The sequence below is a fragment of the Kitasatospora sp. NPDC056076 genome (genome assembly GCF_042266305.1).
In the GTDB taxonomy this organism is placed as follows: Bacteria; Actinomycetota; Actinomycetes; order Streptomycetales; family Streptomycetaceae; genus Kitasatospora.
On record NZ_JBHJWG010000050.1, the window covers coordinates 1 to 11720 of the forward strand.

Here is an 11720-nt window from a genome sequence, read left to right on the forward strand (position 1 = left end):
GTTCTTCGAGGCCAAGTCCTCCGACTTCTCCTGCACCAACAAGTACACCGTCGACCTCAAGCTCACCACCGCGATCGACGGCAGCACCACCTGGAACAACTCGCCGACCGTCCTCAACGGGATCGGGTCGGCGGACGTCGGCGGCGCGGGCCAGAGCGGCTGCGGCACCACCCAGTTCGACTACGACGTCACCGGCGTCTACCGCCAGTTCGTCGCCGACAACGGCAGCCTGACCTTCGGCCTGTTCGCCCGCAACGAGTCCGACTCGGCGGCGTTCAAGCGCCTCACCTACAACCCGGCCGTCGTCATCGAGTACGACCGCATCCCCAACACCCCGACCAACCCGAACGTCTGGCCCGTCCCCTCGACGGCCGTGCCGTGGTCGGACAACCAGGGTTGTGACGGCTCCCTCGGCTGGATCAACTCCTCCGTCGGCTTCAACGGCTCCGTCAACCTCAACACGACGGTCAGCAGCAACGCGCAGAACGCGCTCGGCGCCTGGGCCCACATCTGGGACTACGCCAACCAGAACGCCGACGCCGACTCCGGCTACACCGCCACGGTGGCCAACGGCAGTGTCGCGAGCTTCCAGGTCAAGCCGGGCGTGATCCAGGACGGCCACGTCTACGGCTGGAACGCCAAGGCGACCGACGGGCTCAGCCAGATGTCGGCGTCCACCCCGACCTGCCGGTTCGGCGTCGACCTGACCCCGCCGACCCTCACCGTCCCGGACACCACCACCAAGTACTCGGACGCCGACCTGGCCAACGTCTTCCCGCCCTCGGGCAACGGCCAGGTCACCAAGAAGCACATCGGCGACACGGGTACCGTCCCCTTCACCGCCGCCGACCCCGCGCCCGGCGGCAACGCCTCCGGCGTGGTCTGCGCCCGCTGGTCCTTCGATCCGCAGTTCTCCGGCGCCTCCTGGGCCTGCGGCAGCGACTTCCCGGCGAACGGCCTCCAGGTCCACCCGACCCGGTGGGGCACCAACATCGTCTACATCCAGGTGATGGACAACGCCCGCAACGTCTCCCCGGTCGCCCAGTACTCCTTCTACGTGCCGTGGAACCCCAACGGCCCGCCGCCGGTCTTCGGTGACGTCACCGGTGACGGCGCGCCCGACATCCTCGCGCCCGACCAGGCCGGCTACCTGCGCGCCTACAACGTCCCGGGCAACCCGAACGCCCGGAGCGCCCCGATGACGACGGTCGCCTCCGCGGCCGCCGCCCCGGGCGGCAAGGGGTGGAACGGCATCCAGCTGACCCACCGCGGCACCCTCACCGGCGGCAACAACATCGACGACGTGATCGCCCACGCACCCGGTGACACCGAGCTCAAGCTCTACCCGAACCCGGGCAACACCGGCGTCTACGGCCGGATCGACAAGCCCGTCGCACTCGCCAAGCCCAAGTGCGCCAAGACCGCCACCGAGGACTGCTCCTGGCTGACCACCACCGGCTACAACGCCACCGACTGGTCCACCACCCTGCGCATCGCCGCCCTCGGCGACCCCGTCAACACCGACCTCGACCCCAAGCTCGGCTTCAAGAACAAGACCGGCCTGCTCACCGTCGAGAGCACCAACAACGGCACCGACGCCGCCCTCTGGTACTACCCCGCCACCAACGCCAACACCCTCGGCAAGCCCGTCCGACTCGCCGCCACCGGCTGGAAGGACAAGGAACTCATCACCCCCGGCGACTGGGCCAAGCAGGGCCACCCTGGTCTGTGGACCCGTAACCTCGCCGCCTCCACCGACGCCGCCAAGGACGACCTCAACGGCCTCACCTTCACCACCGGCACCGTCCTGGCCACCGACAACCAGGGCCAGCCCGTCAACGACCCCACCGGCAAGCCCCTGATGGTCCCCACCCTCACCGGCATCGCCACCAATGCCAAGATCGGTTACGCGTCCACCAGCACCTGGACCTCCCTCGGTTCGGACGGTGACATCACCGGCAGCGGCAACGCCGCCCTCTGGGGCACCAAGGCCGACGGCTCCATCGACATCTGGTGGGGCAGGCCCACCACCCCGGGCAACCCGACCGCCGGCTACGTGTGGGAGGACGGCCCCGGCACCGTCGCCAGCACCGCCGTCAACCCGTCCCAGTGGACGCTCGACGGCCGCACCAGCGGCGACACCGGCGACGCGGACAAGAACCCGCTCTACCCGAACGGCGACCCGGCCACCACGTACCCGGCCAAGGCCGCCTTCACGACCGACCACAACGGCACCGCCGGCAAGGCCACGGTGTTCAACGGCTCGACCCTGTACCGCACCAAGAACGCGGTCGCGGCCAACGGCACCACCCCGGGCCTGGACACCACCCAGAGCTACACCGTCTCGGCCTGGGTGAAGCTCAACACCCTCACCAACATGAACGGCTACCCGACGATCCTGTCGGTCACCGGCCAGGAGCAGAGCCCCTTCTACCTGCAGTACTCGAAGAACCTGGGCAACTGGACCTTCGTCCTGCCGGACTCGGACAACTACAACACCGGTGGCTACTTCGCCGCCTACGACCGGACCGGCCGCACCAAGGCCCAGACCGGCGTCTGGACCCACCTGACCGGCTCGTACAACGCCCTGACCCGCATCGCCACCCTCTACGTCAACGGCAGCGCCGTCGGCAGCACCCAGGTGTCGAGCACCTTCAAGGCCCACGGCGCGGTCAACATCGGCGGCGCGATCTCCGACCGCTACCCGGGCGACAACTACATCGACGGAGCGGTCAGCGACGTGCGGGTCTACCCGTACGCCCTGACCGACCCCCAGGTGAACACCGTCGCCACCACCGACTCGTCGGTCCAGATCCACTCCGCCCTCCCCGGCACCAAGTGCCTGGACGGCCAGGGCGGCGCCCAGGGCGCCCTCCTGGCGATCAACGACTGCTCGAACGGCGACGGCCAGCACTTCACGCTGACCTCGGACAACAAGATCAAGGTCAGTACCGGGCTCTGCCTCGGCACGGCGGGTACCCCCGTCGCCAACGGCACCCGGGTCACCGCGCAGCTCTGCGGCGACCCGACGGTCCAGAACTGGACCCGCCGGTACGACGGCTCGCTCGTCCACCAGGCGTCCGGCCTCTGCCTGGACGTCCACGGCTGGGACACCACCAACGGCAGTGCCCTGGACCTCTGGGACTGCAACGGCGCCGCCAACGAGCGCTGGTACGCCGAGGCCCAGACCAAGTAGGGCCGTGCGGCCGACCCTTCGGCCGCCGAGAACGGTGCCCCGCCCGGACTTCCGGGCGGGGCACCGCTGTTGTTCCCGGGGGCTGGCCGTTCCGGGCAGGTCCGGACGGTCAGACCGACATGCCCCGGGTGGTGGCGGGGGCGGTGGGTGGGGTGGTGGTGCCCGCGGTGGTGCCGAGGGTGCGTTCGACCTTGGCGACGGCGGTGCGGTACTGCACGGAGGCGGCTTGGGGGTCGGCGGCCTGGCGCTGGAAGAAGCCGTAGGCCATGCCGACGGTGCCGAAGCGTTCGATGCCGAGGTAGGCGCTGAGCTGGACGCCCGCGAGGGTGCCGTCGAGGCGGACGGCGGGGGCGTCCTGGCGGTCGCCGAGGGTGACGGGGGTGACGGTGAAGGTCACGGAGGCGTCGGTGCCGGCGTTGAAGGTGATGGTGTGGCAGGTCCTGAACGCGTCGGTGGCGGTGGCGAAGTCGGTGGCGAGCCTGGCCGGGTCCTCGGCGGTGAGGGCCTCGGTCACCATCGGGTTGCCGCCGTCCGGGCCGTCGAGTTCGGTCTCGGCGTGCGGGGTGGCGGGGCCGGGGGCAGTGGCGTGCATGTTGATCAGGGCGTTGAGGGCGTCGCAGCCGCGGACGGGGGTGGGGTTCTCGCTCGGGCCCGGGCTGCCGCTGGCGGGGGCCTCGGTGTAGCCGGGGCCGAGGTCGGTCGCGGTGAGCAGCGCGGCTCTCAGCTGGTCGGCGGAGGGCAGCCCCGGCGTGGGAGCGGCGGCGCTCGCGGCGGCGGTCGGGCCCAGGGCGGCCGCCGCGACGAGGGCGGCGGCGGCGAGGGCGTGGAGAGGCCTCGGGAGGGACATGCGGGCCCCCGGTCGAGAGGTCGGGCAGGGACAGGGCACCAGTGTCGCACCGGGGCCCGGGCCGGGCGCGCGGGGCACGCATCACCGCAGGTCAGTACAGATGCGGGGGGGGCACCGGGGCCCGCAGCGCGGCGCCGCGGGCCCCGGTACGCCGGGTAGCCCCCCGGCCACCCGGCGTCAGAGGGTGGCGGCCAGTTCCGTGCCCTGCTTGATGGCCCGCTTGGCGTCCAGTTCGGCGGCCACGTCCGCGCCGCCGATGACGTGCACGGACAGGCCGCGTTCGCGCAGCGCCGCCTCCAGGTCGCGGCGCGGTTCCTGGCCGGTGCAGAGCACCACGGTGTCCACGGGCAGGAGTTGGCGTTCGCCGTCGACGGTGTAGTGCAGTCCGGCGTCGTCGATCAGGTCGTAGCTCGCGCCGGCGACCATCACCACGCCGCGGTGCTTGAGTTCGGTGCGGTGGATCCAGCCGGTGGTCTTGCCGAGTCCGGCGCCGACCTTGCCGACCTTGCGCTGGAGCAGGTGGACGCTGCGCGGGGGCGTCGGCCTGACCGGCGGGCGCAGGCCGCCGCGCTCGCGGTACTCCGGGTCGATGCCCCACTTGGCCTGGAACACGGGCGGGTTGAGGCTGGCCTCGTCGCCCTGGTCGGTGAGGAACTCGGCGACGTCGAAGCCGATGCCGCCGGCGCCGAGGATGGCGACGCGGTCGCCGACGGGGGCGCCGTCGCGCAGCACGTCCAGGTAGCCGAGCACGCTGGGGTGGTCGATTCCCGGGATGTCGGCGGGAGTTCGGGGCGTGACACCGGTGGCGAGGACGATCTCGTCGTAGCCCTCGGCGGCGAGCTGCTCGGCGCCGACGAGGGCGCCGAGGCGCTGGGTGACGCCCAACTCGGCCAGCCGGGTGCGGTAGTAGCGCAGCGTCTCGCCGAACTCCTCCTTGCCGGGGATCAGCCGGGCGATGTTCAGCTGCCCGCCGACGGTGTCGGCGGCGTCGTGCAGCGTGACGTCGTGGCCGCGTTCGGCGGCGGAGACGGCGAACGCGAGGCCGGCCGGTCCGGCCCCGACCACGGCGATGGACTTGCGCAGCGCGGTCGGGCCGAGGATGAGTTCGGTCTCGTGGCAGGCCCGCGGGTTGACCAGGCAGGAGGTGATCTGGAGGTTGAAGGTGTGGTCCAGGCAGGCCTGGTTGCAGCCGATGCAGGTGTTGATGGAGTCGGCGCGGTCCTCGCGGGCCTTGGCGACGAAGTCGGCGTCGGCGAGCAGCGGGCGGGCCATCGACACCAGGTCGGCCGTGCCGTCGGCGAGCAACTGCTCGGCGATATCGGGGGTGTTGATGCGGTTGGTGGCGACCAGCGGGATGCCGACCTCGCCCATCACCCGCTGGGTGACCCAGGCGAAGGCGCCGCGCGGGACGGAGGTGGCGATGGTGGGGATGCGGGCCTCGTGCCAGCCGATGCCGGTGTTGATGACGGTCGCGCCGGCGGCCTCGACGGCCTGGGCCAGCTGGACGACCTCGTCGAGGGTGGAGCCGCCGGGGACCAGGTCGAGCATGGAGAGCCGGTAGACGATGATGAAGTCCTCGCCGACCCGCTCGCGGACCCGGCGGACGATCTCGACCGGGAAGCGCATCCGCCGCTCGTAGGGGCCGCCCCACTCGTCCGTGCGGTGGTTGGTGGCGGCGACCACGAACTCGTTGATCAGGTAGCCCTCGGAGCCCATGATCTCGACGCCGTCGTAGCCGGCCCGGCGGGCGAGTTCGGCGCAGCGGGCGAAGTCCTCGACGGTCTGCTCGACCTGCTCGGCGGTGAGCTCGTTGGGCACGAAGGGGCTGATCGGGGCCTGGAGGGCGCTGGGGGCGACGAGGTCGCGGTGGTAGGCGTAGCGGCCGAAGTGCAGGATCTGGAGGGCGATCTTCCCGCCCTCGGCGTGCACGGCGTCGGTGACCACCCGGTGCTCGTCGGCCTCCGCCTCGGTGGTCAGCATGGCGCCGCCGTCCCAGGGGCGGCCGGCCTCGTTGGGGGCGATGCCGCCGGTGACGATCAGGCCGACGCCGCCGCGGGCCCGTTCGGCGTAGAACGCGGCCATCCGCTGGTAGCCGCCGGGGGCCTCCTCCAGGCCGACGTGCATCGAGCCCATGATCACCCGGTTGGGCAGGGTGGTGAAACCGAGGTCGAGCGGGCTGAGCAGGTGCGGGTAGCGGCTGCTGCCGGGGGTCGAGCTCATCGACGTCTCCTGTGGGGGCGGCCGGCGGGAGGGTCTCCCGGATTGTTACCGCAGAGTAGGGGACGTTCGCCGGGCTATGCAACTAGTTGCATAGCCCGGCAACCGGCAGCTCCGCCGTAACGGCCGCATTACCCTCCGCACTCGCGCCGCGCCGCGTATCGTCGACTCCCTGCGCAAAGGGCCCGGAAGACCCTTCCCGGCCTCACGGGGCTCGTGGAAGGGGACGCCCGTGCGGGGTGGCTCGGTGGCCGTGGTCGGTGGCAGCATCGCCGGAAGCGCCTTCGCGGGGGCGGCGGCCCGGCTGGGCGCCGAACGGGTCGTGGTGCTGGAACGCAGCCCGGGACGGCTGGAGGACCGCGGCCTGGGGATCTGCACCCACAACGACCGCTTCGCCGAACTGGTCGACGCCGGCCACGTGCCCCCGGACACCCGCCGCCACCGGCTCACCGTGCGGCGCTGGGTCACCCGGGGTCCGGCCGGCGGGACCGGCGGGACCGGCGGACCGGACGGCCGCGGACGGCCGCTCTGGGTCCAGCCGTTCCCGTTCCACTCGCACCACTGGGCGGTGCTCTGGCAGACCCTGCGCGAGCGGACCCCGGAGGCCGTGGAGTACCGGCCGGGCACCACCGTGACCGCCGTCGGCGGCGACCGAGGCGGCGCCTGGACGGAACAGGCCGACGGCACCCGCACCCCGTACGACCTGGTGATCGGCGCGGACGGCTACCGCTCGGTGGTCCGGGCCGCGGTCTGCCCGGAGGCCGCGCCCGAGTACGCCGGTTACGTGTGCTGGCGCGGCAGTTACGACGCCGCGCTGCTGGACGACCTGCCCGGCGGGGCGGCGGCCTGGCCGGAGGAGGAGTGCGCCACCGTCTGCTACCCCGGCGGCCAGGTCGTGCTCTACCGCATCCCCGGGCTCGCCCCCGGCAGCACCCTGGTGAACTGGGTCTTCTACGCACCCACCCCGGACTGGCTGCGCCTGGACGGCCCGACGGCCGTCGCCGCCGGCGCCCTCAGCGACGAACAGCTCGACGGCATGCGGGAGTTCGCCGCACGCCAGCTGCCCCCGTACTGGGCCGCCGTGATCGCGCGGACCCCGCGCGAACGGACCCTGCTGCAGCCCGTCTACGACCTGGCGGTCCCGTACCGCACCGCCGGACGCCTGCTGATCGGCGGGGACGCGGCGACCGTCGTCCGCCCGCACAACACCAGCGGCGCGGTGAAGGCGCTGCAGGACGCCCACGCCTTCGAGCTGGCCGGGCGGCGGCTCGGCGGCCGCTCCTGGGGGCCGCTGCTGGCCGCGTACGACCGGGAACGGACCCCGGCCGGGCGGGAGTTGGTGGACCTGGGCCGGTCACTGGGCCGGGCCCAGGTCACCGCGGCGCCGGACTGGTCGGTCATGGACGGAGCGGCGATGGCCGACTGGTGGCAGGGCCAGCTCAGCGGCGGCTCGGGGTTCGGCGGGCACGCGCTCGGGCGGGCCGGCTGAGCCGACCCGCCCGGGCAGGGGCCGCGCCGGCCCCGAAGGCTTTCAGACGATCAGACGTTCACGCCGTAGTCGGTGGCGATGCCGCGCAGACCGGAGGCGTACCCCTGGCCGATGGCGCGGAACTTCCACTCGGCGCCGTTGCGGTACAGCTCGCCGAAGACCATCGCGGTCTCGGTCGAGGCGTCCTCGGTGAGGTCGTAGCGGGCGATCTCCTGGCCGTTGGCCTGGTTGACGACCCGGATGAAGGCGTTGCGGACCTGGCCGAAGTTCTGCAGCCGGGCGTCGGCGTCGTAGATCGACACCGGGAAGACCACCTTGGCGACGTCGGCCGGCACCCGGTCCAGGTCGATCTTGATCTGCTCGTCGTCGCCGTCGCCGCCACCGGTCAGGTTGTCGCCGCTGTGCTCGACCGAACCCTCGGGGCTGCGGAGGTTGTTGAAGAAGACGAAGTGCTGGTCCGAGACCACCTTCCCGAGCGCGTTGCAGAGCAGCGCGCTGGCGTCCAGGTCGTAGTCGGCTCCGGTGGTGGTGCGGACGTCCCAACCGAGACCCACGATCACGGCGCTCAGTCCGGGCGCCTCCTTGCTCAGCGAGACGTTGCCGCCCTTGGCCAGCGAAACTCCCACAATGCCCTCCTCGGATCTCTCCCTGCGGACGAATCTACAACACTGTAGAGATCACGAGAATCCGCCTGCAGGCGGGCCCCGCCCCGGGGATTTCTCAGGGGCCGCGGCGGGAACCGATCGCCCCCCGATCCCTGCGAACTCCGAACTCCGATCACGGTACCGGCCGGAGCGCCAGGAGGATACGCCCGACCTAGACTGGCGGTGGATCCCCTTGGCCGTCCCCGTTCCGAGGCCCCTCGCGGGAGGTTTCCATGCGCCAGCGGTACAGCTTCCACCTCGACCGGGACGGACACTCGGTCACCGTCAACGTCCGCTCCGGCTGGATCACCGAGACCGAACTGCTGGTGGACGGCAAGGAGTGCGCCTTCCACCGCACCCACGGCCACGGCGGCTACCCGCTGACGCTGTCCGGGCAACTCGCCGAGGAACCGCCGCGGCCCCTGGCCGTCCGACTGGACCGGACGGGCCGGGCGGAGCACCCGCTGGCCTGCGTGCTGGAGCTGGCGGGCGCCGAACACCCGATGCCGGAGCACACCGCGCGCTGATCCGGCCCACAAGGGGCATGTGCGGAGGAATGCCGCGGAACACTACAATCCCCCGTCCACCGCCGCCTGCCCGAAGGCCTCCCGATGACCTCTCCCACCGCCCCCGACGCCCCCGACGCCTTCGACGCCTTCGACGAGCTGCTGCGCGACGCGATGGTCGGCGCCGAACGCTTCGGCCACCCGCAGCACGTCCGGCTCACCTGGCTCGCCGTCCGCCGGCACGGCGCCGCCGCCGCGCTCGACCTGGTCGGCGAGGGCATCCGGCGCACCGCCACGAAGGCCGGGGCGCCACAGAAGTTCCACGTCACCATGACCAGGGCCTGGGTCGAGCTGGTGGCCCGGCACGCCGAGGGCGGCGCGGCCGACTTCGAGGAGTTCTGCGCGCACCACCCCGAGCTGCTCGACCGGGATCTGCTCGCCCGCCACTACCGCCCGGAGACCCTGGCCGGCGACCGGGCCCGCACCACCTGGGTCGAGCCGGACCTCGCTCCCTTCCCCCAGGGCGGCTGAACGCCCAGCGCGTCCCCGACACCCCGCGGCCCCGCTACTCCCCGGCGGCGAGCTCCCCGACGATCTCCTCGACCGCCTTCCGGGCCCGTTCGGCGTCCTCCGCCACCAGCCCGATCCTGGTCCGCCGGTGCAGCACGTCGGCGGCGTCCAGCGCGCCCTCGTGGGTGACCGCGTACGCGATCTCGGCGCGGGTCACGTCGAGGCCCTCCGCCACCGGCGCCGACTCCCCCGCCGCCATGACCTCGTGGGACAGTCCGCCGTGCCGGGCGACCAGTGAGGCGGGCACCCCCTGGATCGGCAGCGGGCGGCTGTCCCGGTGGCCGGGGGCGCCGACCAGCGGCAGCCGGGCCGTCCAGCAGGTGCGGGCGGGCAGGCCGCGCAGCCGGACGGCGGTGTCCACCGCGTCCTCGGCCATCCGCCGGTAGGTGGTGAGCTTGCCGCCGACCACGGTGATCACCCCGGACGGGGACTCCAGCACCGCGTGCTCCCGGGAGATGTCGGCGGTGTTCCCGCCCCCGGTGTCGATCAGCGGGCGCAGCCCGGCGTAGGCGCCGCGTACGTCCGCCCTGCTCAGCGCGGTGGCGAGGGCCGCGTTGACGGTGTCGAGGAGGAAGTCCAGCTCGGCCTCGGTGGGCTGCGGCTCGTCCGGGACCGGGCCCGGGGCGTCCTCGTCGGTCAGGCCGACGGCGACCCGGCCGAGCTGCTGCGGCAGCGCGAAGACGAAGCGGCTGGTGGAGCCGGGCACCGGCACGGTGAGCGCGGCCACCGGGTACCCGAGGGTCGCGGCGTCGACCAGCAGGTGGGTGCCCCGGCTGGGGCGCAGCTTGATCGAGGTGTCCACCTCGCCGGCCCACACCCCGGTGGCGTTGACCACCGCGCCGGCGGTGACGGTGACCGACTGACCGCTGAGCGCGTCGACCAGCTCGGCGGAGGTCCCGGTGACGGACTCGGCCCGCACCCGGGTCAGCACGCTCGCCCCGTACTGCGCGGCGGTGCGCGCCAGCGCGACCACCAGCCGGGCGTCGTCGACGAGTTGGCCGTCGTTGGCGACCAGCGCACCGCGCAGGCCGTCGGTCCGCACGCCCGGCACCAGCTGCCTGGTCCGGGCCGCGTCGATCCGGCGGACCCGGGGCAGCAGGGCGCCCGGGGTCCCGGCGCTCAGCCGCAGCGCGTCCCCGGCGTGGAAGCCCGCGCGGATCAGCGCGGCCTGGCCCGGGCGCAGCAGGTCCGGGAGCAGCGGCACCAGTTGGGGCAGCGCGCGGACCAGGTGCGGGGCGGTGCGGGTCATCAGCACGCCGCGCTCGACGGCGCTCTCCCGGGCGACCTTGACCCGCCCGGAGGCGAGGTAGCGCAGGCCGCCGTGCACCAGCTTGGAACTCCAGCGGCTGGTCCCGAAGGCCAGGTCGCGGGCCTCGACGAGGACGGTCCGCAGGCCGCGGGCGGCGGCGTCCAGCGCCACCCCGGCGCCGGTCACCCCGCCGCCGATCACCAGCAGGTCGATCCGCGGGTCGGCGGCGAGCGCGTCGAGTTCGTGCGTCCGTCGGACGCCGTTGAGCTGGGCGGTGCCGGCGAAGCGGTCGGCCTTGGAGGTCATGGCGCGAGGTATCCGTTCAGCGCTCTGGCCAGTTCGCGCCGCCAGGCCGCCTCGGGCAGCAGGGAGGCGACCATGCGGTGCGACTGGACGGTGGACTGGGCGATCAGCAGGACCATGGCGGCCAGCTCGGTCGGCTCCCCGGCCCGGACCGAACCGTCGGCCTGGCCGAGGGCGATGCCGGTGCGCAGCGCCTCCAGCAGGCCGCGCTGGCTCTCGCCGAGCCGCTCCACCACGTACTGGAGCAGCAGGTCGGAGTCGTCGGAGTGGAGCAGGGCGCCGAGCACGGGGTGGTCGCGCAGCCGGACGGCGACCTCGACCACCTGGTCCACGAAGGCCTCGCGGCCCATGAAGGCCTCCCGGCCCGCGGAGGCCTCCTGGTCCACGGAGGTCTCCCGGTCCACGGCGGTCCCGCGGTCCCCCGGGGTCCCCCGGTCGGGTACGCCCAGCGAGGTGCTCTCCAGGGTGGCCATGATCTCGCGGGTGAGCAGCGCCCCGATCACCGCCTGGACGTCCGGCCAGCGCCGGTAGACGGTCGGGCGGCTGACCCCGGCGCGGCGCGCGATCTCGGCCAGCTGGGTGCGGCGGACGCCGAGGTGCACGACCAGGTCGGCGGCGGCGTCCAGGATCGCGTCATCGGTACTGCGCGGCGCTCCGGCCGTGGCGTTACTACTTGACATGATGTGTGAAACTGTAACG

General features: G+C 73.0%; 9 protein-coding genes. 4 read left to right on the forward strand and 5 right to left on the reverse strand.

What is annotated here, in order from left to right:
• A partial coding sequence (locus ACFC1T_RS31605) for a LamG-like jellyroll fold domain-containing protein (protein WP_375894193.1) occupies nt 1-3196 on the forward strand: 3196 nt, incomplete at its 5' end.
• A gap of 109 nt (nt 3197-3305) precedes the next feature.
• On the opposite strand, the gene ACFC1T_RS31610 is transcribed toward ACFC1T_RS31605, so the two are convergent.
• Both ACFC1T_RS31610 and ACFC1T_RS31615 read right to left on the reverse strand, forming a co-directional pair.
• A complete protein-coding gene (locus ACFC1T_RS31610) occupies nt 3306-4043 on the reverse strand; it encodes a hypothetical protein (RefSeq protein WP_375894196.1) in 738 nt (245 codons plus the stop codon).
• 177 nt (nt 4044-4220) lie between these two features.
• The gene (locus tag ACFC1T_RS31615) at nt 4221-6263 is read right to left on the reverse strand and encodes an FAD-dependent oxidoreductase (RefSeq protein WP_375894199.1); all 2043 of its coding nucleotides are present in this window, start codon (nt 6261-6263) and stop codon (nt 4221-4223) included.
• A gap of 229 nt (nt 6264-6492) precedes the next feature.
• Here ACFC1T_RS31615 and ACFC1T_RS31620 point away from each other — a divergent pair, with 229 nt between their 5' ends.
• On the forward strand, nt 6493-7749 hold the full coding sequence (locus ACFC1T_RS31620; protein ID WP_375894202.1) for an FAD-dependent monooxygenase: 1257 nt from the start codon (nt 6493-6495) through the stop codon (nt 7747-7749).
• A gap of 50 nt (nt 7750-7799) precedes the next feature.
• Here ACFC1T_RS31620 and ACFC1T_RS31625 read toward each other — a convergent pair whose 3' ends face one another.
• Nucleotides 7800-8375, reverse strand: a complete 576-nt coding sequence (locus ACFC1T_RS31625) for a TerD family protein (RefSeq protein ID WP_375894205.1) — start codon at nt 8373-8375, stop codon at nt 7800-7802.
• Nucleotides 8376-8626: 251 nt separating this feature from the next.
• Here ACFC1T_RS31625 and ACFC1T_RS31630 point away from each other — a divergent pair, with 251 nt between their 5' ends.
• Together ACFC1T_RS31630 and ACFC1T_RS31635 are read left to right on the forward strand one after the other, a co-directional pair.
• Nucleotides 8627-8920, forward strand: a complete 294-nt coding sequence (locus ACFC1T_RS31630) for a hypothetical protein (protein ID WP_375894208.1) — start codon at nt 8627-8629, stop codon at nt 8918-8920.
• 84 nt (nt 8921-9004) lie between these two features.
• The gene (locus tag ACFC1T_RS31635; protein ID WP_375894211.1) at nt 9005-9430 is read left to right on the forward strand and encodes a hypothetical protein; all 426 of its coding nucleotides are present in this window, start codon (nt 9005-9007) and stop codon (nt 9428-9430) included.
• A gap of 34 nt (nt 9431-9464) precedes the next feature.
• Here the strand turns inward: ACFC1T_RS31635 and ACFC1T_RS31640 are convergent, their stop codons facing one another.
• Nucleotides 9465-11024 carry a glycerol-3-phosphate dehydrogenase/oxidase gene (locus ACFC1T_RS31640; protein ID WP_375894214.1) on the reverse strand — a complete coding sequence of 520 codons (1560 nt, stop codon included), beginning with the start codon at nt 11022-11024 and terminating at the stop codon, nt 9465-9467.
• Complete coding sequence (locus ACFC1T_RS31645) at nt 11021-11701, reverse strand: helix-turn-helix domain-containing protein (protein ID WP_375894217.1); 681 nt, start codon at nt 11699-11701, stop codon at nt 11021-11023. The genes ACFC1T_RS31640 and ACFC1T_RS31645 overlap by 4 nt, the downstream gene beginning before the upstream one ends.
• Between the last annotated feature and the right edge of the window lie 19 nt (nt 11702-11720).

Coding starts and splice junctions, on each gene's coding strand:
- ACFC1T_RS31630 (WP_375894208.1), top strand. CDS start 8,627: ATGCGCCAGCGGTACAGCTTCCACCTCGACCGGGACGGACACTCGGTC.
- ACFC1T_RS31615 (WP_375894199.1), bottom strand. CDS start 6,263: ATGAGCTCGACCCCCGGCAGCAGCCGCTACCCGCACCTGCTCAGCCCG.
- ACFC1T_RS31640 (WP_375894214.1), bottom strand. CDS start 11,024: ATGACCTCCAAGGCCGACCGCTTCGCCGGCACCGCCCAGCTCAACGGC.
- ACFC1T_RS31645 (WP_375894217.1), bottom strand. CDS start 11,701: ATGTCAAGTAGTAACGCCACGGCCGGAGCGCCGCGCAGTACCGATGAC.
- ACFC1T_RS31635 (WP_375894211.1), top strand. CDS start 9,005: ATGACCTCTCCCACCGCCCCCGACGCCCCCGACGCCTTCGACGCCTTC.
- ACFC1T_RS31610 (WP_375894196.1), bottom strand. CDS start 4,043: ATGTCCCTCCCGAGGCCTCTCCACGCCCTCGCCGCCGCCGCCCTCGTC.